Source organism: Rothia sp. HC945 (genome assembly GCF_051370785.1).
Taxonomy (GTDB): Bacteria; Actinomycetota; Actinomycetes; order Actinomycetales; family Micrococcaceae; genus Rothia.
On the sequence record NZ_JBFCSN010000001.1, the window covers coordinates 832,387 to 858,325 of the forward strand.

Sequence of the window (25,939 nt, forward strand, 5' to 3'; positions counted from 1 at the left end):
ATCAGGAGTGTGGCGACTTCCGCTTGTCACCTCCGCATCGGGGCCTCAGAGGCCGGAAGAGTCGGGGCGCCGTCCGTCGTCGGGAGCGGATCCCCCCATCGGTGGCTCGTCCCGACGCTCGGTATCGCCGGTCCCGGCCGCATCGGCGTTCTTGGTCCCGGCCTCGTCGGAGCGGATGCCGAAGCGGGGACGCCCGTCGGGAAGATCTTTGAAATCCCGGGCCTGTGACCGGTCCGGGGTCTCCGCGGCTCCGTTGTTCCCGGCAGGGTTGTCCTGTGACGAGCTCTCCGTGGCATGCGGTGGCGGGGTCTGGGAATGATTCGGTTGCTGCTGTCCTGGGGCCGCCTGTCCCCATGGCCCCTGGGGCCCGTGCGAGCCGTGCTGATTGGTCGGACGGTCCCCCGAGCCCTGCGGACTTCCCGGAAATTCCGATTGCTCGTTCGCGGCGGGGCGGAAAGTCGGCGCCGAACGATGACCGCCCAACAGGCGACGCGCCTCGCCCGCCTCCTGGGGCGCGCACACCAGATCGTAGCTTCCGGCGACCAATTGGCCCACGGCAGTGAAGCTGCGCTGCCCACCGCGCCGTGAATAACCAACGATCGAAAGGATCATCCAGAACGCGACACCGAGCGGGATGGACGTCAGGAAGGCAGAGAGGGGCGATTCCCGTCCGAAGGCCATGAGCAAGGCGCCGAGAACAACACCGTAGAACAGTCCTTGGAGAGCCCCCGAGGCCGCAACCCTCGCGTAGGAGAGAGTCCCCACAACGTGTTCGACCTGGCGGAGGTCCGAACCGACGATCGCGAGGTTCTGGACCGGAAAGCCGCGTTCGGCCAAAAGGTCGACCGCGCCCTGGGCATCCTGGTATTTGGAGAACTTGCCCACGGTCACGGACCCCGCGAGTTGTTCGGTCCGCAAGGCGGCGAGTCTGGACTTTCCGGAATTAGCCATAAAAACCATTTTCCCTGACTCCAGCCTTGACCGCCAACCATTCTCGTGGGTATCGCCACAGGTGAACCGGCGGGATGATACTGGCCGGGATATGTGAGTACGCTGTTGCAGTGAGCAACGTTCCGAGCAGAATATTCATCGCAAGGCTCCTGGGCCTTGATGTCTTCGATCCCGTGGGCGACCGGTTGGGGCGCCTGCGGGACGTCGTCGTGCTCAACAGGGACGCCAAACGCAAACACCTGCAACCGCTCGTGGTGGGCATCGTCGTCGAGGTCCTGGGGAAGAAGCCCGTCTTCGTGCCGATGACGCGCGTCAACAGTATGGACGCGACCCAGGTGATCGTAACCGGCCTGGTGAATCTCCGCCGCTTCGAGCAGCGAGGGGCGGAGGCGCTCGTCATCGGTGAGCTCTTCGACCGCAAGGTCCACTTCAAGGACAATTCGGGCGAGGCAACCATCGAGGACTGCGCCATGGAGCAGACCAAGAACGGCGACTGGAAGATCACCGAGCTGTTTGTCCGCCGGGCCGGTACCACGGGCCGCTTCGTCCGACGCAAGAACGAGGCCTTGGTGGTGGACTGGGAGGACGTGGTCTACGGGACCGCGATGGACCCCCAAGGTGCTTCGCACTTCCTGGCGACCCACGAGGACACCCAGCCCGCCGACCTGGCGGATGCCCTCCACGACCTCAACGACAAACGCATGCTCGAAGTTGCCGAGGAACTCCGGGACGAGCGACTCGCGGACGTCCTCCAGGAGCTCCCCGAGGAGGACCAGGTGCGTATCCTCTCCAGCCTGGACATTCGCCGTGCGGCGGACATCCTCGAGGAGATGGAACCGGACGACGCCGCCGACCTGCTCAATATGTTCACCGACAACCAGCGCGAGGCGCTCCTGGAGCGGATGGAACCCGACGACGCCGAGGACGTCCGGAGGCTTCTCGAGTACGAGGAAGGAACCGCGGGCTCGCTGATGACACCGGTGCCGATCATCCTTCCCCCGGAAGCGACCGTTGCCGAGGCCCTGGCCCACATCAGGCAGGAGGAGATTCCCCCGGCCGTCGCCGCCGCGGTCTTCGTCTGCCGCCCTCCCCTCGAGGCTCCCACCGGCCGATACATCGGCATGGTGCACATGCAGGAGCTCCTGCGTCTCGCACCACCGGAACCCGTGGGAAACATCATCGATCGGAGCATCGAACCGATCCCTGACGTCGCCTCCTTGGAGGATGTCTCCCGAGTCCTGGCGACCTACGACCTGACCATCATTCCCGTGACCAATGAACACGATCGCCTCGTCGGCGCCGTGACCATTGACGACGTTCTCGACGCGCTCCTCCCCGAGGATTGGCGCACCAACGACGACGGCACCCCCGTCCGAAAGGTGGGACGCAAATTTGAGTGAGACGACCAGAAATCGCCGCACCCGCGATACCCACCGTGCCGGTCTGGACACGCCGCTCGCGAGCAAGCCCAAGTGGTACCAGAGGTACCAGCCGAACCCCGAAGCTTTCGGCGTGATGACCGAGTCCTTCGCGCGCTGGATGGGCACTCCCCAGTTCCTCGTGTGGATGACGATATTCGTGGCCGTGTGGCTTGGGTGGAATACGTTGCTGCCCGAGTCGTGGCAGTTCGACCCTCGCGCGCTGAACTTCACGCTGCTGACGCTCATGCTGTCCTTGCAGGCGTCCTACGCGGCTCCTCTCCTCCTGCTCGCCCAGAATCGACAGGACGACCGTGACCGTGTGGTCGCCGAGGAGGACCGTCAACGGACCCAGCAGAACCTGGCGGACACCGAATACCTGACGCGGGAGATTGCGGCCCTGAGGATCGCGCTCCGGGAAGTCGCGACCCGCGACTTCGTTCGTTCCGAGATCCGGGATCTCATCGAGGAGCTCGTGCAGGATTCCCGTGGCCAGGAAACGAACAGTGGTGGGGCCGACGGTAATGCCCCGCATTCGTCATCGACGGACTCGGACAGGCACCGCAGTTCCGAGCCAAGGACCTCGATTCTGGACATCGTGACCACGGACGGTGACGGCGGCAGCCATGCGAGTTCCACGACCGATCGAGATGCCCGGGACCCACACGTCCCACGGGAGACCCATGAATGACGCATTGCGTGCGGCGCTGTCCACCGTGATCGACCCCGAGTTGCGGCGGCCGATCACCGAGTTGGGAATGGTGACCGACGCCGAATTGGACGGGACCACGGCACGGGTCGGTATTCGGCTGACCATAGAAGGTTGCCCGCTCAAGAACACCATCCAGGACGACGTCCGTGAAGCCGCCCGGTCGGTGGACGGTGTCGAGACGGTCGAGATCGACCTCGGCTACATGGACGCAGAGGCACGCAACCGCCTCCGCGACCAGCTCGGCCATACGAAGACCAATCCCTTCGCCGACCCGGCCAATCTGACCCAGGTCTATGCGATCGTGTCCGGCAAGGGCGGCGTCGGCAAGTCGACCGTCACGGCGAATATCGCCGCGTCCTTGGCCTCCGAGGGATTGTCCGTGGGAATCGTCGACGCCGACGTGCACGGTTTCTCGATACCCGGGCTCCTGGACATCACTCAGCCGCCGACCAAGCTCGAGGACATGATCCTTCCTCCGGTCGTGGAAGTTCCGGCCTCGCGCCGGGTTGCGACGGGACAGGACGACGTCCCTGGATCGATCCGGGTCATTTCGATCGGAATGTTCCTCGAGGACAACCGGCCCATCGCATGGCGTGGACCCATGTTGCACCGTGCGCTCGAGCAGTTCCTGACCGACGTCCATTTCGGCGACTTGGATGTCTTGCTCCTGGACCTTCCGCCAGGAACCGGGGACATCGCGATCTCGATGTCCCAACTGGTCCCGAACGCTGGCCTCGTGGTGGTGACCACGCCCCAGCCCGCGGCGGTCAACGTCGCGGAAAGGGCCGGAACGATGTCGTTGCAGACCGGGCAGAAGGTCGTCGGCGTCGTGGAAAACATGGCGGCCATGGTCATGCCGGACGGGACACGCATGGAGATGTTCGGCTCCGGCGGCGGAGCCATGCTCTCGGAGCGCCTGGGACAGGCTCTCGGCGCTGAGACGCCCCTGCTCGGATCGGTTCCGTTGGACTCGGCCCTCCGGGAAGGCGGAGACACGGGCGTGCCCGTGGTGTGGTCTGCCCCGGAATCTCCCTCGGCCCGAGCTCTCTCCGATGTCGCAGACGGAATCAGGAAACAGAAACGAGGGCTCTCCGGGCGAAGGCTCCCCCTGGACCTGGGTTGACCCGGCGACGGCTCGCGCGGCGAACAGAGCGGGCAGAAAAAGACCGGACGGTGGATACCGTCCGGTCGGGCCCGAGTGCCGCAGTCCGTGCTGCGTAGGGGTCAGGTTGCTTCCGTGTCGTAGGGGGCGAGTTGTCCTGGGCTCAATCGTGTTGTGTTGGAAGCAGGCGGCGCAGAGACCTTGTCCTGTTCTTCCTGCTGTTCCTCGTCGTCTTCCAACAGTGCCTCGCGCACGATCCGGCGCGGATCGTACTGTCGGGGATCGTAGGCCCTCCAGTTGATGTCCGACAGTTCCGGTCCCAAGGTTTCCTTGAGATCATCCTTGGCACCCGCGGCCGTGCGTCGCAATGACTTGATGAGGTCCTTGAGCTGCCGAGCGTACTCGGGCATGCGCTCAGGACCTATCACCACGAAAACGATAATGGCCAAGACGACGAACTCGGCCCCGTTGATTCCAAACACACCAGCACATTACCAGTCCCCGATGGGCCGGAGCCGATCATTGTGATCGAGGTCCGAGTGCGCCTGATCGACCGCTGGGCGGCCGCTCCGTCCCCCTCCCTACTGCGTGATGGGGTCGAGACATTCCTTGAGGTCCTGGGCCTCGTCCTTCGTGATCTCGAGAACCAGGCGGCCACCGCCCTCGAGGGGAATCCGCATGATGAGGGACCGACCTTCCTTGGCGACTTCCATGGGTCCCTCGCCGGTCCTCGGCTTCATCGCGGCCATTGTTTCTCCTTGTCGGATAGACGCTATTCGCCGAGGAGGTTCGAACCTCGGTTCATCAATGATAGCTCGATCACCTTAACAACCGATGGTTACCTGCTCCGCCGGGCTTACGGCGGGTAGTCGCCTCCGCTGGGCAGTTCCTTCCAGTGCCACAGCCAACCGACCCAGATCAGTTGGCCCAGGGCCGCCCCGATGACCAGTGTTGCCCGGTATGCGCGCGATTCGGACAGGGCCACCAGCGGCGCGGCCAGAGGGAAAACCGGAAGGAGCAGGCGGAAGGTCGAGGACTGAGGGAAAAGGAAAATCAGCAGATATGTGACGTATGCGTAGCACCAATACCGGATGTTGCGCGGCAACGTCGTCAACACCACGCGGCTGTGCATGACCCAAAGGAACCCGAGGACCAGCATCAGAAGAATGAGTGGGCCGGGAGCGCCGAAGTAGTTCAGCGACTGGTCGATCCAGGGCTGCACGGGCAGCAAGTGCTCACCGCGCCAGGCCGTCTCGGTCGATGTGTAGGCGTCGTATCGCCCGGTCGCAATCCAGGCGATCCCGGGCCAGGCCAGGGCGCAGACGCACGCGAACAGCGCGACGCCCAGGTATCGAGCGGTTCGTCGGAAGGAGGCGGCGAAGCGAGCGAACCCTTCCGTCGAGGAGCGTTCGCGATAGGCCAGGACGAAACGGGTCAGCCACCAGAACCCCAGGGCGGCCGCCATGGGCACCCCGACCGGTCGGGACAAGCAGGTAGGGATCAGCACCAGCGAACAAATGACCAGATTTCCTCGCACCAGGGCCAGGAGGAAGCCGGCCAGGAACATGAGGTTCATGGATTCCGCGTAAGGAACCTGGAGGATCGGTGCGATCGGATTGAGCAGGACCAGCGCCGTGGACCACAGGGCGAACCGATCGATGCCGCGTCCGGGCTGCTTCAGTCCGAGGCCGTGGAGGATCCGACGCGGAGAAACGTACTGTTCCCCGCCGGCGTCCTCGGACCGAGAGGCCACGGCCCGAGCCGAGGTGAAGAGGCCGTACAGAAGAATTGAGGCGACGGCTCCGCAGGCGATGGACACCAGTCCCCCGGCGGCAGGCCACGAGAGCCCCGTGACCCTCATGAGACCGGAAACGGTCATCGGGAACAACGGGTAGAAGGCCCAGGGGTTCTGATCCACGCTTCCGGACAGGTCCACCGGAAGCGTGCTCGGATACCCGACCTGCGCAATGTGCCGGTACCAGTCCCCGTCCCAGATGGCGATGAATTCCAGGTAGCTCATCGGTCCGGACCCCCAGGGGCTGGACTGTTGCTGGCGCCCGACCAGGCTGAAGACGACCCAGCCCCAAATTCGGGTGGCGGCGTAGACGCCTACAACCCAGACGAAGATCGGAGACCCGAGAATGCGTTGCCGGATCCGTTCGACGCCGTCGGCGGCGAACCGGCGTACGGGCGTCACCTGGTGCCGAGGCGACCGGCCGGGCGGTCGACGTCAGGGGTCTTGCGACCGTCTTCCAACGGGCCTCGTTCGGGACCGGGGCAATCGATGCCGTCTCGGGAAACGTATTCAGATCCGGAGAGCCGGTCCGCGCCCAGGACGGCGCACGAGATGAGCACGGCCGCCAGAATGACGAAAGTCAGTCCCACCAGGATAAAATTCATGCCTCCATTCTGGACCATGAGTTCAGGAAGTGCCTCGATGGCCGGCCCGCCCGAGTCGGGTCAGCACCTCGCGTGCGGCGGTTCCCAAGGGCTGCCCCAGGAGACCGCGTGTGAGCCACAACACTGGTATAAATGATTCTCATCACCTTTCACTCGATCAGCATGAGGTATTCGATGAGCACTGCACCTCCAGACGGTGGCACCGCAGCCATTTCCCAAGCCGGCGCCGAAGTTCGGCTCTCAGGCGTCAACAAGTGGTTCGGGGACCACCACGCCCTCCAAGACATCAATCTGACGGTCACACCGGGTGAGGTCGTCGTGCTCCTCGGCCCCTCCGGTTCGGGAAAATCGACCCTCTGCCGGACCATCAATCGGTTGGAGACCATCGACTCGGGATCCGTTCAGATCGACGGCGCGGAGATTCCCGCCGAAGGCAAGGAATTGGCCGAACTTCGTTCGGAGGTGGGCATGGTCTTCCAGTCCTTCAACCTGTTCGCTCACAAGTCCGTTCTGGACAACGTGACCATGGGCCCCATCAAGGTCCGAGGCAAGTCCAAGCGGGAGGCCAGGGAACTTGCGGAGGCCTTGCTGAAGAAGGTCGGCGTGGTCGACCAGGCGGACAAGCTGCCCGCCCAGCTCTCGGGAGGGCAGCAGCAACGCGTGGCGATTGCCCGGTCCCTGGCCATGCGGCCCCGAGTCATGCTCTTCGACGAACCGACCTCCGCCCTCGACCCGGAAATGATCACCGAGGTACTGGACACCATGGCCTCCTTGGCGAAGGAAGGCATGACCATGATCGTGGTGACCCACGAGATGGGTTTCGCGCGTGAGGCGGCGGACCGAGTGGTGTTCCTTGCCGATGGCGTCATCGTCGAGGAGAACACCCCTGAGGAATTCTTCACCAATCCGCAGTCGGATCGCGCCAAGGACTTCCTGGGCAAGATCCTCAATCACTGACTACCGATCGTCATCGTGAAAGGAGGAATCGTGCGCCAACGCAAGCGGGTCGCGTTCAGGGCACTCGTCCTGGCAATGATTGGGTGTCTTTCCTTGGCCTCGTGCGGTGTCGGACACTCGGACCACCGCATCCGCATCGGCATCAAATTCGACCAACCGGGCCTGGGATATCAGGACGGCACCGGATACTCCGGATTCGACGTCGACGTCGCCACCTACCTCGCGGGGAAACTCGGTTACTCCCCGGACGAGATCGAATGGGTCCAGTCGCCCTCGGCCAACCGCGAGAATATGCTCTCCAACCACCAGGTCGACATGATCGTGGCCACCTATTCGATAACCGACAAGCGCAAGAAGTCCGTGGACTTCGCCGGTCCGTACTTCGTTGCTGGACAGGACCTGCTCGTCCAGGAGTCCAACGCGGACATCCACGGACCGGACGATCTCAACGGCAAGAACCTGTGCTCGGTCCAGGGGTAGACGTCTGCCGCCAAGATCAAGGAAAAATACGCCGAGAACGCCAACCTCGTGGAACTCAACAGCTACGCCGAGTGCATCGGCGCGTTGGAGGCAGGCCGCATAGATGCTCTGACGACGGATGACATCATCCTGGCGGGCCTGGCCTCGACCGGCACCAACAAGGGAAAGTTCAAGCTCACGGGCCAGACCTTCACCGAGGAGAAGTACGGCGTGGGACTGCCGAAGGGCACCCATCGGTGCCCAGAAATCTCGAAGGCCATCACCTCCATGGTCGATGACGGCTCCTGGGAGAAGTTCGTCTCGAAGAATACCGAGGGGTCCGGTTACGCATTCGACGCGAAAACCAATCCGCCGAAACCCACGGAGGGGTGCGCATGAGCTACTTCGACCAGTTCTCCCGTCTCTTTGCCGACTACGACGTCGTCGGAGCATTCTGGGTCAATATCCAGCTGACTTTCTGGGCGGCCGTCTTCGCGTTCCTGGTCGGCGCAGCCGTCGCGCTCATGCGGATTTCTCCGGTGCCCAGCCTGCGGTTGCTCGGCGGAGCCTACGTCCACGTTGTGCGCAACACACCGCTGACCATTCTCATGGTCATGGCCGTTCTGGCTCTGTGGACACAGATGCACATCACGCTCTCCGCGGACTTCAAGCAGAATTTCTTCAATTTCGCTGTGGCAATGCTGTCGATCTACCACGCGGCCTTCGTCTGCGAGGCGATCAGATCGGGGGTGAATACCGTGCCCCTGGGGCAGGCCGAGGCTGCCCGCTCGATCGGTCTGGGGTTCCTGCCCACGGCTCGCCTGATCATCTTTCCGCAAGCCATTCGAGGGGCCATCACACCACTGGGCAACGCCTTGATCGCTCTGACCAAGAACACCACGGTCGCGGCCGCCGCGTCGGTCGCCGAGGCCTCCGTGATGATGAAGAAAATGATCGAATTCGACTCAGACGTGATCTTCGCGATCTTCATGACCTTCGCTCTCGGGTTCGTGATCATCGTGATTCCCGTGGGCCTGATGACCACGTGGGCGTCGAGGAAATGGGCGGTGAAGCGATGAGCACCCAGAACGCACTCTTCGATGCGCAGGGCCCCAGGGCCCAACGCCTGACCCGGGTCTTCAATGTCATTGGCGCGCTGGTGATCGCTGGAATCATTCTGCTCGTCCTGGTCCGATTGGACCGGCAGGATCAGTTGACCTGGGACCGCTGGGCGTTCCTGTTCACCGGCGACGCGTGGGCGCATCTGTTCCTGCCCGGCCTTTGGGGCACGCTCAAGGCCGCGTTCCTTGCAGTCGTGACATCGGTGGTCTTCGGTCTGGTCTTCGGTATGGGCCGGCTCTCCCCGATCCTCCCGATCCGTTGGATCTGCACCGTGGTCGTGGAGTTCCTGCGGGCCGTACCGGTCCTGATCATGATGATCTTCTTCTGGCTGTGGTTGGGGCATACTTCCGTGATCAACCCGAATCATCTGCCGTTCTTCGCGGTGGTTCTGGGACTGACTCTGTACAACGGCTCGGTCATCGCGGAATTGGTCCGCTCGGGCGTCCACCAGTTGCCCAAGGGCCAGAGTGAAGCAGGGCTGTCCTTGGGGCTGTCCTCCGGACAGGTGCTGCGAATGATTCAACTGCCCCAGGCCCTCGTGGCCATGATGCCGGCCCTTCTGAGCCAGTTCGTGGTGATCCTGAAGGACACCGCGCTGGGTTACATCATCACCTACGGCGAACTGCTCGATGCGGCCAAACGGCTGGGAGCGGCCCATTCGATGCTTCAGGCCCTCATCGTGGCGGCCCTGCTCTTCATCGTGACCAATGTTCTGCTGACCACCCTGGCCCAGTGGCTTTCCCGTTACCTGAGCCATCGGGTGGGCGTCAGGGCCAAGATCTGATCCTGCTCGCTCAACCGGTGCGATGCCGCCCGTCCCCTTGCGGGGACGGGCGGCATCGTCAGTTCGTGCCTGTCAGTGTGTGATCGGGTCTCTCAGGCCGTCAGCCACCGTTCGAGGGCGTCCAAACATGCGTGGACTTCGGAGGCGAATACGTGTTCGTCGTCGGAGTGAGCCAGCAGAGCGTCGCCCGGGCCGAAGTTCACCGCGGGAATTCCCAGTGCGGAGAATCGGGCGACGTCGGTCCACCCGTACTTGGGGTGCGGGGTGGCGCCGACGGACGAGACCAGGTCCTTCGCCAAGGGGGCATCCAGCCCCGGCCGGGCCGCGGGCGAGGCATCCACGATGTCCAGCTCGTACCCGTCGAAGATCCGGTGCATCCGCGCCGTGGCTTCCTCCAACGTCTTGTCCGGGGCGAAACGGTAGTTGATGTGGACGTTGCACGCATCGGGAATCACGTTCCCCGCGACTCCCCCGTCGATCTGTACCGCGTTGAGTCCCTCTCGGAACTCGAGCCCTTCCACGATCACGCTCTCCGGCTGGTACTGCTCCAGAATGCGCAGCAGGTCTCCCACCTTGTGGATCGCGTTCTCTCCCATCCAGGCGCGCCCCGAATGCGCCGCGGTCCCGGTCGCGTGCACCCAGAATCTCATGGTTCCGTTGCATCCGCCCTCAATCCGGCCGTCGGTGGGCTCCAGGAGGACGGCGAAGTCGGCGTCGGTCACGAGTTCCGGCGCAACCTCAAGGAGTTTGCCCAGGCCCGAAGCGTCGCTGGAGACCTCTTCGTGATCGTAGAAGACGTAAGTAATGTCCCGGGACGGGTCGGTCAGCCGGGCGGCCAGAGCGAGCTGGACCGCGACGCCGCCCTTCATGTCGGTGGCCCCGCGGCCGAAGAGAACCTTGCGGCCGTCGATCTCGTCCCACTCGGACGGCACGGTGCCTCGCGCACCGTCGGTTCTTGGCAACGGGACGGTATCCACGTGACCGGCCAGGACCACACGTTCGGGTCGCCCCAGATCCGTGCGGGCCACGAGGGTGTCGCCGTGCCGGTGGACCGTGAGGTGCGCGAAGCCTTCCAATGCCCGTTCGATGGCTTCGGTCATCGGCCCTTCGCTGTCCGAGACCGAATACACGTCCAAGAGGTCGGCCGTCAGCTCGGCGACGTCCTTCGTCAGGTCCAAGTCGGGGACGGTTCCTTGATGCGGTGCGCTGTCGGGAGTCATGCACTCACCTTAGCGTCGTCTTACGTTTCGATATGAATGATTCCCGGTCTACGGATGTCGGGCGCGGTTTTCGTAGACTGGTCATTATGACTTCAAGTACGAGCGCCGAATACGCAGCCGGATTGGGCTTGGCCACCATCGTGGCCTCAGGTCCCGACGAAGGACAGGTCCTGGATGTCTGGTATCCGACCCCCTCCCTGTCCGAAACCGCCGACACCTCCGTACGGGAGGATCTTGAGGCCGCGCAGGGCTCCGACACGGCCCGCAACGTGGAGTTGCGCGTCGTGGAGACCACGGCGACCTTGCAGGAGAACCCCTCCGACGCGGCCGACGCCTACCTGCGGTTGCATGCGCTGTCTCACCGTCTCGTGCAACCCAACTCGATCAACCTCGAGGGCATCTTCGGCAAGCTCGCGAATGTCGCTTGGACGAACTTCGGTCCCGTCCTGGCCTCGGACCTCGAACGGGCCCGCCTGGCGCTGCGTTCTCGCGGTCACGTGACCGTCTATTCCGTGGACAAGTTCCCCCGCATGGTCGATTACGTGGTGCCCAGTGGCGTCCGCATCGGTGACGCCGACCGCGTCCGGCTCGGCGCCCATCTCGCCGATGGCACGACCGTGATGCACGAAGGCTTCGTGAACTACAACGCGGGGACCCTGGGGCACGCCATGGTCGAGGGACGCATCAGCCAGGGCGTCGTCGTGGGCGACCATACCGACGTCGGTGGGGGCGCTTCCATCATGGGCACACTGTCCGGTGGCGGGAAGGAACGCGTGCGTCTCGGAGAGCGCGTGCTCCTCGGAGCGAACGCCGGCGTGGGCATCTCGCTGGGCGACGACTGCGTCGTCGAGGCCGGCCTGTACCTGACGACCGGAACGCGGGTCACCGTGGTCACCGATCAGGAATCCAAGGTGGTCAAGGCCGCCGATTTGTCCGGAACGTCGAACCTGCTCTACCGCCGGAACTCCCAGACCGGAACCGTTGAGGCCATCCCGCGAGCCACCGGCACCGTGGAGCTCAACTCGATCCTGCACGCCAACTGAACCACAACCTTGAGGAATCAAACATGAAGATCATGGTGACCGGCGGTGCCGGATACATCGGCAGCCACACCGTCCTCGCCTTGCTGGAAGCAGGGCACGAGGTCGTGGTCATGGACAACCTGGCCAACTCGTCCCGTACGTCCTTGGAACGCGTCGGCGAATTGGCCGGAGGCAAGACGATCGAATTCCACGAAGTCGATCTTCTCGACGCCGCGGCGATGCATGAGCTCTTCGCCTCGACCCGGCCCGAGGCCGTCATCCACTTCGCGGGCCTCAAGGCCGTCGGCGAATCGGCCGAGAAGCCGCTGTGGTACTACACCACGAATGTTACGGGCACGATCAACCTGCTTCAGGCCATGGAGTCGGTCGGTTGCCGGTCGATCGTATTCTCTTCGTCAGCGACCGTGTACGGCGCCCCCGAAGAGATGCCACTCACCGAGAAGCTGCCCATGGATGCCCAGTCCTGCTACGGCCGGACCAAGGAACACATCGAGGACATGCTGATTGATTTGGCCCACGCGGACGATGCGTGGAACGTGGCGCTCCTGCGGTACTTCAACCCCGTCGGCGCGCACGCTTCGGGACGAATCGGAGAGGACCCCACGGGTGTCCCCAACAACCTGTTGCCGTTCATCGCGCAGGTCGCCGTGGGACGCAGGGACAAGCTGAAGGTCTTCGGCAACGACTACCCGACCCCGGACGGGACCGGGGTTCGGGACTACATCCACGTTGTCGACTTGGCCGATGGCCACATCAAGGCCTTGGACGCCATCTCGGACCGGGGCGGGTTGCACACCTGGAATCTCGGAACCGGCAATGGCTATTCGGTTCTCGAGGTCCGTGACGCGTTCGAGAAGGCGTCCGGCAAGGAGATCCCGTACGAGATCGTGGATCGTCGCCCCGGCGACGTCGCCGTGTCCTACGCCGATCCGTCCTCCGCCCTGGCCGACCTCGGGTGGTCCGCGACCCGCGACATCGACACGATGTGTGCCGATCATTGGCGTTGGCAGGAGAACAACCCGAACGGGTACGCGAGCTAGCACCCGCCCGACCCTGGCACCCGCCCGCCCCTGGACGGCCTCGTTCATGGGGCCGATCCGCACGCCGCTCCCGGAGTGCGGGGGCGGGGGGCGAGTGCGGGGGGCGGGTCCTGCCGCGGGCTGTTCAGTGGCGGTTACCCGATTCGGTGTCGCTTTCCCACCGTTGGAGGACGCTAAAACCTCACCTGTTGCGGGCTGTTCAGTGGCGGTTACCCGATTCGGTGCCGTTGTCCCACCGTTGGAGGGGGTTAAAACCCCACCTACGGGCGGAAAACGCCTCGCCATCGGGCAACCGCCACCCAAAAGCGCACCAACCCCACAAGCAACCGCCACCCAAAAGGGCTCCCCGATCTCATCTCACGGCCCGCGGCGCGCCCCCGCACGAAGCCCACCCTCCTTTAACGCACCACGGGCCGCCGTGTGCAGACCGGGTCATTCGGCGACCCGATGCGCACGCGACGGCCCGAAATCATCGGATGTGCGTCACTACCTCATGAATTACTCGACGCCGGGGTAACGACGCTCCGTTTCGCCCGTGTAGACCTGACGCGGTCGACCGATCTTGGTCGAGGGGTCCAGCATCATTTCCCGCCACTGTGCGATCCAACCCGGCAGGCGACCAATGGCAAAGAGAACCGTGAACATCTGCTCCGGGAAGCCCATGGCCTTGTAGATCAGACCCGTGTAGAAGTCGACGTTCGGGTAGAGCTTGCGCTCCACGAAGTAATCGTCCGCCAGGGCCTTGTCCTCGAGGCGCATGGCGATATCGAGCAGCTCGTCGTCGCCACCCATCTTGCGGAGGATCTTGTCGGCGGTGGCCTTGACGATGCGGGCGCGCGGGTCGTAATTCTTGTACACCCGGTGGCCGAAGCCCATCAGGCGGACGCCCTCTTCCTTGTTCTTGACCTTCTCCATGAAGTCTTCGGGGCTGATGCCCTCGGACTGGATGCTGCGCAGCATGTTCAGAACGGCTTCGTTGGCCCCTCCGTGCTTGGGACCGTACAGGGCGTTGATACCGGCGGAGACGGAAGCGAACATGTTGGCATCCGACGAACCCACCAGGCGCACCGTGGAGGTCGAGCAGTTCTGCTCGTGGTCGGCGTGGAGGATCAGGAGGAGGTTGAGCGCCTCGGCGATCTCGGGATCCACCTCGTAGTCCTCGGCCGGAACACCAAAGCACAAACGCAAGAAGTTTTCGGCGTAGTTGAGATCATTCTGCGGGTAGAGCATCGGCTCACCCTTGGACTTCTTGAAGGCGTACGCCGCAAGGGTCGGGACCTTGGAGAGCAGGCGGATCGTGGAGACCTCGACCTCGTGCTCGTCGTGCGGGTCGAGGGAGTCGCTGTAAAAGGTCGACAGCGCCGATACGGCGGAAGCCAGGACCGGCATCGGGTGCGCGGTGCGCGGGAAACCGGAGAAGAAGATCTTCAGGTCCTCGTGGACCATGGTGTGCGTGCGGATCATGTGGTCGAATTCATCCAGCTGCTGCTGCGTGGGCAATTCACCGTAGATCAGCAGGTAAGCAACCTCGACGAAGCTCGCCTTCTTCGCGAGGTCCTCGATCGGATACCCGCGGTACCGCAGAATTCCGGCCTCACCGTCGATGTAGGTGACGGCCGACTGGACGTTCGCGGTGTTCATGAACCCGGGATCGTAAGTGACGTATCCGCCGGTTTCGGAACGGAGCTTAGCGATATCGAAAGCTCCGAATCCGTCGGTCGGTTCGACGGCGGGGCAGTCGACGCTCGTACCATCAAAAGTGAAGGTCGCTTTATCGGTCATATTTCCTCCCGTTTGCGTGTGTCCTCCGTCGATCCGTTGGGGCTCGAGGGGTTTCCTGGGGCCGACACAAAATCGCCGCCCCTTCCGCAACGGTGAAGGCCGCGGGCGTGGGCGGGGACACAAATTTCCTCTGTATAGCCTACCCTTTGCCGACACATCGTCACGAATCATCCCAACGATATGCAGAGACATTTCGCGGCGCTTGACGCGCGGCTCCGACGCCTTTCCGTGGTACGCCGAAACGTAGCCGTGCGCACCGGAATCCTCGGGCCGGCAAATGATGCCGGCCACGGGGAATCAGCCGCGCGCCAACCTCCGTACGGCGGCGTCGATCCGTTCGTCCGTCGCCGTGAGGGAAATACGGATGCGTCCCTGTCCATGGTCGCCGTAGAAAACGCCGGGCCCGACGACGATCCCCAGGTCCGCGAAGCGGCCTACGCTGGTCCAGGTGTCCTCACCCATGGACCCCCACAGGTACAAGCCCGCCTCGGAGTCTTCAATCCTCATGCCGTAGTCCTCGACCGCGGGCTTCAACGCCTCGCGACGTCGCCGGTACCGGTCCTTCTGCTCCCGGACGTGCTCGTCGTCACCCAAGGCCACGGTCATCGCGTCCTGGACAGGCCTCGGGACGATCATGCCCGCGTGCTTGCGAGAGTTGATGAGGTTCGCGATGATGCCCGGGTCACCGCCGACGAAGGCAGCTCGATAGCCGGCAAGGTTGGACTGCTTGGACAGGGAGTACACCGAGAGCAGACCTGTCAGGTCGCCGCCCGAGACCGTGGTGTCCAGAATGGACGGCACAGCACGGCCACCGCGGGCTTCGTCCCAGTCTCCCCAACCCAGTTCCGCATAGCATTCGTCGGAGGCGACCACGGCGCCGAGCGCACGTGCACCTGCCACGAGCCGGCTCAGCGATTCCGCGTCCCGCACGCTGCCGGTCGGGTTGCCAGGAGAGTTGATCCACACGAGCTTGACCTGGGATCGGGTCTCGGCGTCGAGGGCCGACAGGTCGTCCGCCGCGACCGCCCGCGCCCCGGCCAGAGTCGCGCCGATGTCGTAGGTCGGGTAGGCAACGACGGGACGGACGACGACGTCGCCCTCCCCCAGCCCGAGCAGGTACGGCAACCAAGCCACCAGCTCCTTGGAACCGATCGTGGGCATGACCGAGGACTCGTCCACACTGTCTGCCCCACGGCGACGCCGGTACCACTGGGCAATGGCTTGGCGGACCTCCACGGTTCCCTGCGTGGTCGGGTACCCGGGGGCGTCGGCGCCGTCGGCCAGCGCGCGGCGGACGATCTCCGGAGTCGGATCGACCGGCGTACCGATCGACAGGTCCACGGTTCCGTCCGGGTGCGCGGCCGCACGCTCGCGATACGGCGCCAGAGCGTTCCAAGGGTAATCAGGCAGGCTGAGACCGAAATCGGGCATGGGTCGCGGTCCTACTCCTGGTTCTGGGGCGGAAGGTCCGCGATGTACTTGTGGTCGTAGTCGAGGGCACCGGTCCGGGCGGCTCCGCCCGGGGATCCCAGGTCATCGAAGAAATCCGCGTTGACCGAGGTGTAGGTCTCCCATTCTTCGGGGACGTCATCCTCGTAATAGATCGCTTCGACCGGGCACACTGGTTCGCAGGCACCGCAGTCCACGCACTCATCCGGGTGGATGTAGAGGGACCGCTCACCTTCGTAAATGCAGTCAACGGGGCATTCCTCGACGCAGGCGCGATCTTTGACGTCGACGCAGGGCTGGGCGATTACGTATGTCATTCAAACCTCTCATCGGTACCGGGTCCGCCGGTCGTCGCGGTTCGGTTCGTTGCTCCGCGGCAAGTCTGTTGAACCATCAGTCTAGTCGGGCTCGACGCGCCGTCCTACCCGGGTCCCTCCACTGTATGGGGTATCACTGACCGGGAGCCCGGCGGTTAAGATCCATGAAGTCTTGACGAAGATTAAGCGTCTCGCGACTTCAGGATCGTCCTGTTGGAAATCCACTGCCCGATCATGGTCATGACCAGGATCCCCAATATCCAGGCGATCCCGACCTGCCCGATCGGGACCTTCGGATTCGGGATCACCAACAACGAGTCGGAGCGTGCGTAGACGAAGAACCCGATCTCGATGAAAGCGACGAGCCCGGGCAGAACCGTGGCCCACGATCGACGGGTGTAGTGGGAAATCCAGAGGGTCCCGCTCAAAACCAGCAATAAGGCCAGACCCAGGCCCCAGGGCAGGTACCAGCCGGAGAAATAGCTGATCGAGGCATGGAACATGGTCCCGATGAATCCGACCACCAGCCCGACGCCGGCACCCGCGATCACGGAATTGACCGGCCCGGCGGCCACGTCATCGGGGTCCTCCTGGGACACGTCGATCGATTCGGCGAGGAGCCGGTAGGACTCCGCCGCACTGATGTTCTGCTCGATGTTGTTCGAGTAGTGGAAGCTCATGCCCTCGCCCACTTCGACCTGGGTCTCGTGGGCGGCCATCGCGGTCTTCTTGGTGGCCGCATCGCCCTCGACGACCGCTTGCCGACGGTCGTCGTCCGGATCGGCTTCTCCCTCGACGCCCCAGACCAGCAACGGCTGGGCCTTGCGGGAGAGCATCCCGAGGGCCTTCATGGTGGCCTCGTGGGTCCGCCGGTGGTCGGGGTGACCGTACCCGCCATCGACGTCGTAACTCACGACGACGTCGGGCCGGACCTTTTCGATCACCCGGGCAATGGCTGCCGCCGATTCCTTCAGCGGCGCCCGCGTCAGGCAGTCGGATGCCGCATTCGCGGCCGACGTCGCCCTCCCGTGCCTTCCCCAGGACATACCGGAATCCCGGAAGTATCCGGGGCTGCGCCGCCGTTCGGCGAACCAGTGGTTGCGAACACCGAGTTCGCGGCAGGCCGCTTCCAATTCGGTTTCGCGGAGCGCCCCCAGCGCGTCCCCGGAATCGTCGTCCGGACGCTTCCGGATGTCCAGGTCGGCATGCCGTTCACCGATGACCTCCCCCATCTCGCCGCGAGACATCGTCAGCAAGTCCACCGCGGCCCCTGCCCGGGCGTAATGGCTCATCGTCGCGCCCGTCGACGTGGATTCGTCGTCAGGGTGCGCGTGGATGAACAGCATCGTCACGTGCCGCGGGTCCATGGACTCCGGCAGGAGCGACGCCAGCGCGTCCGGCGCGGTGTACTCGGCTTGTTCGGGGTAGAACGGCTCGGGGTGGGAACCGTGCGTTGAGGGAGTTGTCATCGGTGAAGGCGTGCTGTCCGGTACCTCGATCTAGTTGGCGCGGTTGCGTGCTCGGAACGCACGCACGCGCTCGTGGGCGTCCAGGATGACCTTGCGGATGCGGATCGCCTCGGGCGTGATCTCGACGCATTCGTCCTCGCGGGCGAATTCGAGGCATTCCTCCAGCGTGAGCTTCCGCGGAGGCGTCAGGTTCTCGAAGCTCTCCGCGCTGGCCGAACGCATGTTGGTCAGCTTCTTCTCCTTCGTGATGTTGACCTCCATGTCGTCGGCGCGTGAGTTCTCGCCCACGATCATGCCTTCGTACACCTCGGAGGTCGGCTCGACGAAGAACGTGCCGCGTTCCTGAAGGTTCATCATCGCGTAGGGGGTCACCACGCCCGCGCGGTCCGCGATCAACGATCCGTTCGTGCGGTACTCGATGTCGCCCGCCCACGGTTCGAAACCGTCGGCGTACGAGTTCGAGATGCCCGCGCCACGGGTTTCGGTCAGGAACTGCGTGCGGAACCCGATCAGCCCGCGAGCCGGAACTCGGAATTCCATGCGGACCCAGCCGGTGCCGTTGTTGGTCATGGTTTCCATACGGCCCTTGCGGGCCGCCATGAGCTGAGTCACCGCGCCCATGTATTCGTCCGGAACATCGATCGTCATGTATTCGATGGGCTCGTGGACCTTGCCGTCGACAATCTTGGTGACGACCTGCGGCTTGCCCGCGGTCAGTTCGAAGCCTTCACGGCGCATCTGCTCGACCAAGATGGCCAGCGCGAGCTCACCACGGCCCTGGACTTCCCAGGCGTCGGGACGCTGCGTCGGGAGGACGCGGATCGACACGTTGCCGATGAGCTCCTTGTCGAGGCGGTCCTTGACCTGGCGCGCGGTGACCTTGGCGCCTTTCACACGACCCGCCATCGGCGAGGTGTTGATGCCGATGGTCATCGAGATTGCGGGCTCATCGACCGTGATCAGAGGCAACGGATCCGGGTTCTCGGCGTCGGTCAGGGTCTCACCGATGGTGATGTCCTCGATGCCCGCGACCGCGACGATGTCGCCGGGGCCTGCTTCTTCGGCCGGCACACGGTCGAGGGCCTTGGTCTTGAGCAACTCCGAGATACGGACGTTCTTGAGCTGGCCGTCCTGGCGCGCCCAGGCTACGGTCTGCCCCTTCCTGAGGGTTCCGTTGAAAACGCGCAACAGAGCAAGACGCCCCAGGAAGGGCGAGGAGTCCAGGTTCGTCACGTGGGCCTGCAGGACGCCTTCAGGGTTGTACGTCGGAGCCGGGACGTGATCCATGATCGTCTTGAACAGGGGTTCGAGGTCCTCATTGTCCGGAATCTCACCATCGGCGGGCTGATCGGTCGAGGCACGACCCGCCTTGCCGGAGGCGTAGACCACGGGGACGTCGAGAACAGCGTCGAGATCCAGGTCGGGGACCTCGTCCGCAAGGTCGGAGGCCAAGCCCAGGAGCAGGTCCATGGTCTCGGAAACGACTTCCTCGATGCGGGCGTCCGGACGGTCGACCTTGTTCACGACCAGGATGACCGGAAGCTTCGCCGCGAGTGCCTTGCGGAGCACGAAACGCGTCTGCGGCAACGGGCCCTCTGACGCGTCGACGAGGAGCACGACGCCGTCGACCATCGACAGGCCGCGCTCGACCTCGCCACCGAAGTCGGCGTGGCCCGGGGTATCGATGACGTTGATCGTGACCGTCTCGCCGTTCGAATGCTGACCCGAGTACTCCACGGTGGTGTTCTTCGCGAGAATCGTGATGCCCTTCTCGCGTTCCAGATCACCGGAGTCCATCACACGATCTTCGACGTCCGCATGGTCAGAGAATGCGTGGGTCTGCTTGAGCATGGCGTCCACGATGGTGGTCTTGCCGTGGTCAACGTGGGCCACGATCGCGACATTGCGGATGTCGGTGCGCGTAGCGGTGCTGGAAGTTTCAGTCATACGATAAGGCTCGCTTTGCTGGTCAGTGGCTGGGGTGACGTCATGGGATGCCACAGCGTCGGCATAATTTTCAGGCGCGATCTAGCGCGACCTCTAGGGCCAATGTCCATCATAGCCGCATCGTCAAACGCCGAGGCCCGGGCCCCGACCTGTGGTGGCGGGCGCCCGGGCCTCGGACTCGGCTCCAGACCTGGTGTCAGGCGGCTTCGGGCGGGATCATGAGTCCCGCACCCGGGATGGCCGCGAGCAACTTCTGGGTGTAATCGGTCTGCGGGTCCTCGAACACCGCATCGGTGGATCCGGTCTCGACCATCTTGCCCTTCTCCATCACGCACACCCGATCCGCGATCTGGCGGACGACCGCCAAATCGTGGGTAATGAACAGATAGGTAAGGCCCAATTCGGATTGGAGTTCGGCCAGAAGGTTCAGGATCTGCGCCTGCACGAGGACGTCCAAGGCCGAGACGGCTTCGTCGCACACCACCAAGTCAGGGTTCAAGGCCAGTGCCCGCGCGATCGCAACTCGCTGACGCTGTCCCCCCGAGAGTTCGTTGGGGTAGCGAGCCATCATCGATTGTGGGAGCTGCACCTGGTCGAGCAGGCTCTTGACCTTCTTCTCGCGTTCCGCCTTCGAACCGACTTTGTGGACACGCATGGGCTCTTCGATCGTCCGGAAGATGTTGTACATCGGATCCAGCGAGCCGTAGGGGTCCTGGAAAATCGGCTGAACACGTCGTCTGAACTTGAACATCTCCCGGCCCCTGAGCCCGGCGATATCCCTGCCGTCGAAGGAAATGCGGCCCCGAGTGATCGATTCGAGCCCCAAGAGCATCCGCGCGATGGTGGACTTGCCGGAGCCGGATTCGCCGACCACCGCCGTCGTCGTCCCGCGCGGGATCGTGAACGAGACGTCGTCGACCGCGGTGAACTGTTCGGACTTGCCCCAGGCGCCTCTGAGTTTGAACACCTTCGACAGGTTTTCGATCTGGACGAAATCTTGTTGCAGCGAGGCCTGGATTTCTGTTTTCGGTCGCTCGGCGAGCAGTTCGTCGGTCTCCTGTCCCGTCTCCCTCGCCACCTGAATGCGGCGGGAGGCCAGAGACGGTGCCGAATCCACGAGCTTCTTGGTGTACGGATGCTGAGGATTCTGCAACAGGTCCAGCGCCGGTCCCGCTTCGACGACCCGCCCTTTGTACATGACCACGACCTTGCGTGCGCGCTCCGCGGCCAGCCCGAGATCGTGCGTAATCAGCAGAACCGCCGTCCCCAGGTCCTGGGTCATCCCCTCCAAGTGGTCGAGAATCGTTCGTTGCACCGTCACGTCCAGCGCGGACGTCGGCTCGTCGGCGATGAGCAGGCGCGGCTGGCAGGAAAGCCCGATGGCGATGAGGGCACGCTGTCGCATCCCGCCCGAGAATTCGTGCGGGTACTGGCGTGCGCGACGATCGGCGTCCGGAAGTCCGGCCTGTTCGAGGACGCGACTGACATCCTTGTCCGACGAAGGAAGACCGTTGGCCTTGAGGGTCTCCTTGACCTGGAATCCGATCTTCCACACGGGGTTCAGATTGGACATGGGATCCTGTGGAACCATGCCGATCTGGTTTCCGCGGAGTTTGATCTTCTCCGATTCGTCGATGTGGGTGATGTCCTTGCCGTCGAAGAAAATCTGTCCGCCGGAGATCCTGCCGTTGCTGGGCAGGAGCCCGATGGCGGCCAGGGCCGAGGTCGATTTGCCCGAACCGGATTCCCCGACGATCGCCACGGTTTCACCGGGCATCACCGAAAAACTCGATTCCTTGACGGCCTCGACGTCGCCCGTGCTGGTGGAAAACGTGATTCCTAGGTTCTTGATGTCCAGGAGTGGTTGTGATGTTTGTTCGGTCATGGGTCACTTCTTCCGGGACTTGGGGTCGAGAGCATCGCGCAAGGCATCGCCCAGCATGATGAAGCTCAGAACCGTCAGGGACAGGGCCAGGCCCGGCCAGAACACGGGCATCGGGTTGGAGCGGAAGGCATCCTTACCGTCCGAGATGTCATTTCCCCAGCTCATGACTTCCGGTGGCAGGCCAATGCCCAGGTAGGACAGCGTCGACTCCGCGACGATGAATGTACCCAGGGAGATGGTCGCGATCACGATGACCGGCGCCATGGCGTTGGGGATGATGTGCCTCAGCAGTACGTTGAAGGAGGAGACTCCCAGGGATCGGGCGCTCGTCACGTAGTCGGCGTTGCGGACCTCCACCACGGCGCCACGCATGATGCGAGCGACCTGGGGCCATCCCAGTAGCACCAGGATGGCAACGAGCGTCCACACACCGCGGTTCTCCCGGAATGCCGGGAGCTGCATGATGACCAGCGCACCGAGGATGAGGGGCAGAGCGAAGAAGATGTCGCCCAGGCGGGCCAGGACGGCGTCGACCCAGCCACCGAAATAACCAGCGATCGCGCCGATGATTCCGCCGATGACGACGACGCCCAGCGTCGCGAAGAGCCCCACGGTCAGCGAAGCCCTGGTTCCGGCGATGACGCGCGAAAACACGTCGCACCCCTGGGCCGTGAACCCCATGATGTGGCCCGAGGACGCCTTGCCGTTGGAATTCTGGAGAAGACACTCGGCGCTCGAGGGGTCCTCGCTCCAGAACAGCTGCGGGAAGAACGCGATGGCAACCGCCAGGACGATCAGCAGAACCGAAATGATGAACGTCGGCTTGGTCCTCAACTGCCGCCAGGCATCCCGCCAGAGGCTGAGAGGCGCTTCATCGGTAACGGTCGAGTCCGTCGCAGCGACGGGGGTCTCGTCGATATCGGCGATGTAGTGTTCGACGGCGAGCGCGGAGCCCGGCAGGTCCTTTTGGTTTCCCGCGACGGCATGCTCGGCGGCCTCGGGCTGGAGCCGCTCGCGCGTCGATTCGGTCATGCCCTCGTTCTGGGAGGGCGCGGTGTCAGAGTTTTCGTATTTATGCATAGCGGATCCTCGGATCGAGCCAGGCGTAGAGCAAATCAACCAGGAGGTTGGCCACGCAGAAGATCAGGACCATGATCGACACGATGGAGACCACGGTCGGCGCGTCGCCCAGGGTCAGGGCCTTGTAGAGCTGTGAGCCGATTCCGGGCACGTTGAAGATGCCTTCCGTGACCACGGCGCCGCCCATCAGTGCCCCGAGGTCCGCGCCGAGGAACGTCGCGACCGGGATCATGGAATTGCGAAGAATGTGCACGCGGATCACTCGTCCGCGTGTCAGGCCCTTGGCCGTTGCGGTACGCACGTAGTCGGCGTTCGCGTTCTCCGCGACCGACGTTCTGGTCAGGCGCAGGACGTAGGCGAAGGACACCAGACCGAGCACCACGGCAGGCAGAATCAGTTCTCCCCAGCCGGCGGCTCCGGAGACTGTGGGCTTGGCGATTCCGAGCCGCACGCCCACGAAGAACTGGAGCATGAAGGCCAGGACGAAGATCGGGATAGCGATGACGATGAGGGAAATGACCAGAACGGTCGAGTCGAAGAGCTTGCCCTTTTTGAGCCCGGCGTAGAGGCCGAAGACGACACCGAAAATTCCCTCGAAGACGAGGGCTTCGATGGCCAGCCGCGCGGTCACGGGGAAGGCGTTCTCGAGGATCGATCCGATTTCTCGTCCGGAGAAGTTGACTCCCAGGTCACCGGTGAAGAGGCCGCCCAGGTAGTTCACGTACTGGACCAGGAACGGATCGTCGAGATGGTATTTCTCGGTCAGCGCCGCCGCGACGCCGGGGGTGCAGCCCTTCTCGCCGCAGAGGGCAGCCAGGGGGTCTCCCGGGAGCATGAAGACGAGGAAGTACACCAGGAGGGTTGCCCCCAGGAATACGGGAATGAGTTGGAGGATTCGCTTGAAGAGGTACCACAACATGGGTCAGATCGTCCCCTGCCCTGTCACGTCGGCGCATGGCCGCCCTGTGGTTGCTTTGATTGTCATAGATATCTGCCTCTGAGGGGAAGAGGAGATGGAGGGCCGCCGGGCGACCCTCCATCTGCTGTTTTGTCAGGCCGTTTCCGGCAGGGTCACGAGGACTTCTCCACGTCGAAGTACATCGGAGTGCCGTTCCAGGACGCCTTGACGTTCGAAACGCTCTCCGACCAACCGATGTTGGCCTGCTGGTACCACAACGGAATCGCGGGAAGGTCCTCGAGGAGCATCGAATCTGCTTCCTGGAATGCCTTGTTCGCCGCGTCCTTGTCCTTCGCCTGGAGGCCTTCGTTCAGCTTCTTCTCGAACTCCGGGTTGTCATACTTGGAGTCGTTCGAGTTGGCGCCCTTCGTGTACGTGGGCTCCATGAAGTTGTAGAGCGACGGGTAGTCGCCCAGCCAGCCGGACCGGACGGCACCGGTCAGTTTGCCGGAGGTCGCATCGGTGCGGACTTCCTTGAAGGTCGAGTAGGACTTTCCTTCAGCCTCGATGCCCAGGTTGTTCTTGATCTGGTTGGTCACGGCGTCGACCCATTTCTTGTGGCCACCGGCGTCGGCGTTGTAGGCCACGGTGAACTTCTCGGACGTGTCATAGGGCTGGATCTTCTCGGCCTGCTCCCAGAGCTCTTTGGCCTTGTCCTTGTCGAACTTGGTGTTCTCCGAGTTCTTGACGTCGTCCTTGTAGCCTTCCAGCACAGGTGCCGTCATGTCCGTTGCCGGCTTCCGGGTACCGTTCAGGATCACCTTGATGACCTCGTCACGGTCGATAGCCATGGACAGGGCCTGACGACGCAGCTTGCCGGCTTCGCCGCTCCAGTTCTTGAGGTAGTACGGAATCGCAATGGTCTGGTTTCCTGCGTACGGCTCGTCCAGGCTGCGGTCGCCCAGATCGTCCTTGTAACTGCCCAAGGCCGAGGTCGGGATCTGTCGCAGGACGTCGAGGTTGTTCGCCAGAAGGTCCTGATACGCGGTATCCGGGTTCTGGTAGAGCTTGAAGGTGACGCCACCATTCTTGGCCGTTTGCGGGCCGTCGTAGTCGTCATTCTTGACCAGGTCGATCTGGGTATTGTGCTGCCAGGCACCTTCCTTGGCCATCTTGTACGGCCCATACCCCACCGGGTTCTCGCCAAAGGCCTTCATGTCCTTGAAAGCGGATTCGGGCATCGGCACATACGCCGAATAGCCGAGCCGGAGGTTGAAGTCAGACTGCGGGGACTTCAGCTTGACGGTGAAGGTGTTGTCGTCCACCACCTGCAACCCGGACATCTTGTCCTCTTCGGCCCCTTCCTTGGACACATCGTCGTATCCTTCGATCGGGCTGAAGAAGTTCGCACCGGATTGTGCGTTCTTGACGGCGGCACCGTAGTTCCAGGAGTCCACGAAGCTCTGAGCGGTGACCGGCTCGCCGTTGGTGAACTTCTTGTCCTTCTTGATCTTGATGGTCCAGTTCTGGTTGTCGTCGGAGTCGATCGACTCTGCCAGGTCGTTCTGCGGCTTCCCGTCTTCGTCGTAGACGATCAGACCGCTGAAGATGCTTCCGACGACGACGCCGCCACCATTTTCGGATGTGTTGGTCGGGACCAGGGGGTTCTGGGGCTCGACGCTGTCAGCGGTGATGATCGCCGAAGAATCTGTTTCTCCGCCGCCTGCGGTGCCGCCCCCGCAACCGGAGAGAGCGAGAACGGAGATCGCCGCCACGCTCGCGAATGTGGAAATGCGCGAAAATCGCATTTCTCCTCCTAGGAGTGATTGATCAGTGTGACAAACGCGCTCGATGCACCCCTGGCGAAGAGGGCCAGCCTGCCGCTGACTAGGCGATAGTTGTGA

23 protein-coding genes and 1 pseudogene are annotated in these 25,939 nt (G+C 63.5%); 9 read left to right on the forward strand and 15 right to left on the reverse strand.

All coding sequences use genetic code 11. The annotated features are described in order from the left end of the window. Positions 1-45: 45 nt before the first annotated feature. On the reverse strand, positions 46-951 hold the full coding sequence (locus tag AB0Y14_RS03600) for a general stress protein (RefSeq protein ID WP_436587874.1): 906 nt from the start codon (positions 949-951) through the stop codon (positions 46-48). 110 nt (positions 952-1,061) lie between these two features. Here AB0Y14_RS03600 and AB0Y14_RS03605 point away from each other — a divergent pair, with 110 nt between their 5' ends. From AB0Y14_RS03605 to AB0Y14_RS03615, 3 genes are read left to right on the forward strand one after another with little or no spacing between them, the layout of a single operon-like run. Continuing rightward, the gene (locus AB0Y14_RS03605; protein WP_238692244.1) at positions 1,062-2,351 is read left to right on the forward strand and encodes a magnesium transporter MgtE N-terminal domain-containing protein; all 1,290 of its coding nucleotides are present in this window, start codon (positions 1,062-1,064) and stop codon (positions 2,349-2,351) included. After that, positions 2,344-3,060: a DUF1003 domain-containing protein gene (locus AB0Y14_RS03610; RefSeq protein ID WP_436587875.1), complete on the forward strand. Its 717-nt coding sequence runs from the start codon at positions 2,344-2,346 to the stop codon at positions 3,058-3,060. Before AB0Y14_RS03605 ends, AB0Y14_RS03610 begins: the two co-directional genes overlap by 8 nt. Continuing rightward, on the forward strand, positions 3,053-4,204 hold the full coding sequence (locus AB0Y14_RS03615) for an Mrp/NBP35 family ATP-binding protein (protein ID WP_436587876.1): 1,152 nt from the start codon (positions 3,053-3,055) through the stop codon (positions 4,202-4,204). The genes AB0Y14_RS03610 and AB0Y14_RS03615 overlap by 8 nt, the downstream gene beginning before the upstream one ends. 101 nt (positions 4,205-4,305) lie before the next feature. Here the strand turns inward: AB0Y14_RS03615 and AB0Y14_RS03620 are convergent, their stop codons facing one another. The 4 genes from AB0Y14_RS03620 to AB0Y14_RS03635 form a co-directional block, all read right to left on the reverse strand. Next, positions 4,306-4,665: a Sec-independent protein translocase TatB gene (locus tag AB0Y14_RS03620; protein ID WP_436587877.1), complete on the reverse strand. Its 360-nt coding sequence runs from the start codon at positions 4,663-4,665 to the stop codon at positions 4,306-4,308. Positions 4,666-4,764: 99 nt separating this feature from the next. Beyond that, a complete protein-coding gene (locus AB0Y14_RS03625; RefSeq protein ID WP_129314081.1) occupies positions 4,765-4,932 on the reverse strand; it encodes a DUF3117 domain-containing protein in 168 nt (55 codons plus the stop codon). 107 nt (positions 4,933-5,039) lie between these two features. Then, positions 5,040-6,380, reverse strand: coding sequence for a hypothetical protein (locus AB0Y14_RS03630; protein ID WP_436587878.1), 1,341 nt, complete (start codon positions 6,378-6,380; stop codon positions 5,040-5,042). Beyond that, the gene (locus tag AB0Y14_RS03635; RefSeq protein ID WP_436587879.1) at positions 6,377-6,583 is read right to left on the reverse strand and encodes a hypothetical protein; all 207 of its coding nucleotides are present in this window, start codon (positions 6,581-6,583) and stop codon (positions 6,377-6,379) included. Before AB0Y14_RS03635 ends, AB0Y14_RS03630 begins: the two co-directional genes overlap by 4 nt. Before the next feature lie 174 nt (positions 6,584-6,757). Here AB0Y14_RS03635 and AB0Y14_RS03640 point away from each other — a divergent pair, with 174 nt between their 5' ends. The 4 genes and pseudogenes from AB0Y14_RS03640 to AB0Y14_RS03655 all read left to right on the forward strand — a co-directional run bounded on the left by AB0Y14_RS03640 (position 6,758) and on the right by AB0Y14_RS03655 (position 9,905). Further along, on the forward strand, positions 6,758-7,540 hold the full coding sequence (locus tag AB0Y14_RS03640; protein ID WP_436587880.1) for an amino acid ABC transporter ATP-binding protein: 783 nt from the start codon (positions 6,758-6,760) through the stop codon (positions 7,538-7,540). A gap of 75 nt (positions 7,541-7,615) precedes the next feature. Next, positions 7,616-8,398 (forward strand): annotated as a pseudogene (locus AB0Y14_RS03645) (glutamate ABC transporter substrate-binding protein). Beyond that, positions 8,395-9,078 carry an amino acid ABC transporter permease gene (locus AB0Y14_RS03650; protein ID WP_436587881.1) on the forward strand — a complete coding sequence of 228 codons (684 nt, stop codon included), beginning with the start codon at positions 8,395-8,397 and terminating at the stop codon, positions 9,076-9,078. Before AB0Y14_RS03645 ends, AB0Y14_RS03650 begins: the two are co-directional and overlap by 4 nt. Continuing rightward, complete coding sequence (locus AB0Y14_RS03655) at positions 9,075-9,905, forward strand: amino acid ABC transporter permease (protein ID WP_436587882.1); 831 nt, start codon at positions 9,075-9,077, stop codon at positions 9,903-9,905. Before AB0Y14_RS03650 ends, AB0Y14_RS03655 begins: the two co-directional genes overlap by 4 nt. Positions 9,906-9,997: 92 nt before the next feature. Here the strand turns inward: AB0Y14_RS03655 and dapE are convergent, their stop codons facing one another. Then, positions 9,998-11,125, reverse strand: coding sequence for a succinyl-diaminopimelate desuccinylase (dapE, locus tag AB0Y14_RS03660; RefSeq protein WP_436587883.1), 1,128 nt, complete (start codon positions 11,123-11,125; stop codon positions 9,998-10,000). A gap of 86 nt (positions 11,126-11,211) precedes the next feature. Here dapE and dapD point away from each other — a divergent pair, with 86 nt between their 5' ends. Together dapD and galE are read left to right on the forward strand one after the other, a co-directional pair. Beyond that, a complete protein-coding gene (gene dapD / locus AB0Y14_RS03665; protein WP_436587884.1) occupies positions 11,212-12,168 on the forward strand; it encodes a 2,3,4,5-tetrahydropyridine-2,6-dicarboxylate N-succinyltransferase in 957 nt (318 codons plus the stop codon). Positions 12,169-12,191: 23 nt separating this feature from the next. Beyond that, entirely contained in the window at positions 12,192-13,208 is a 1,017-nt protein-coding gene (galE, locus tag AB0Y14_RS03670; protein WP_436587885.1) for a UDP-glucose 4-epimerase GalE, read from the forward strand. A gap of 498 nt (positions 13,209-13,706) precedes the next feature. Here the strand turns inward: galE and AB0Y14_RS03675 are convergent, their stop codons facing one another. The 9 genes from AB0Y14_RS03675 to AB0Y14_RS03715 all read right to left on the reverse strand — a co-directional run bounded on the left by AB0Y14_RS03675 (position 13,707) and on the right by AB0Y14_RS03715 (position 25,843). Next, positions 13,707-14,990 carry a citrate synthase gene (locus AB0Y14_RS03675; protein WP_436587886.1) on the reverse strand — a complete coding sequence of 428 codons (1,284 nt, stop codon included), beginning with the start codon at positions 14,988-14,990 and terminating at the stop codon, positions 13,707-13,709. Positions 14,991-15,287: 297 nt separating this feature from the next. Next, positions 15,288-16,421, reverse strand: coding sequence for a succinyldiaminopimelate transaminase (dapC, locus tag AB0Y14_RS03680; RefSeq protein ID WP_436587887.1), 1,134 nt, complete (start codon positions 16,419-16,421; stop codon positions 15,288-15,290). 11 nt (positions 16,422-16,432) lie between these two features. Continuing rightward, positions 16,433-16,756: a ferredoxin gene (fdxA, locus tag AB0Y14_RS03685; RefSeq protein WP_436587888.1), complete on the reverse strand. Its 324-nt coding sequence runs from the start codon at positions 16,754-16,756 to the stop codon at positions 16,433-16,435. A 182-nt stretch (positions 16,757-16,938) separates the two neighbouring features. Next, complete coding sequence (locus AB0Y14_RS03690; RefSeq protein ID WP_436587889.1) at positions 16,939-18,225, reverse strand: PIG-L family deacetylase; 1,287 nt, start codon at positions 18,223-18,225, stop codon at positions 16,939-16,941. Positions 18,226-18,255: 30 nt separating this feature from the next. Continuing rightward, positions 18,256-20,172, reverse strand: a complete 1,917-nt coding sequence (gene typA / locus AB0Y14_RS03695; RefSeq protein ID WP_436587890.1) for a translational GTPase TypA — start codon at positions 20,170-20,172, stop codon at positions 18,256-18,258. A 196-nt stretch (positions 20,173-20,368) separates the two neighbouring features. Further along, the gene (locus AB0Y14_RS03700; RefSeq protein WP_436587891.1) at positions 20,369-22,057 is read right to left on the reverse strand and encodes a dipeptide ABC transporter ATP-binding protein; all 1,689 of its coding nucleotides are present in this window, start codon (positions 22,055-22,057) and stop codon (positions 20,369-20,371) included. A gap of 3 nt (positions 22,058-22,060) precedes the next feature. After that, positions 22,061-23,089 carry an ABC transporter permease gene (locus tag AB0Y14_RS03705; RefSeq protein ID WP_436588817.1) on the reverse strand — a complete coding sequence of 343 codons (1,029 nt, stop codon included), beginning with the start codon at positions 23,087-23,089 and terminating at the stop codon, positions 22,061-22,063. 40 nt (positions 23,090-23,129) lie between these two features. Further along, positions 23,130-24,056 (reverse strand): ABC transporter permease, encoded by a 927-nt coding sequence (locus AB0Y14_RS03710; RefSeq protein WP_436587892.1) that lies wholly within the window; start codon positions 24,054-24,056, stop codon positions 23,130-23,132. 152 nt (positions 24,057-24,208) lie between these two features. Further along, the gene (locus AB0Y14_RS03715) at positions 24,209-25,843 is read right to left on the reverse strand and encodes a peptide ABC transporter substrate-binding protein (protein ID WP_436587893.1); all 1,635 of its coding nucleotides are present in this window, start codon (positions 25,841-25,843) and stop codon (positions 24,209-24,211) included. Between the last annotated feature and the right edge of the window lie 96 nt (positions 25,844-25,939).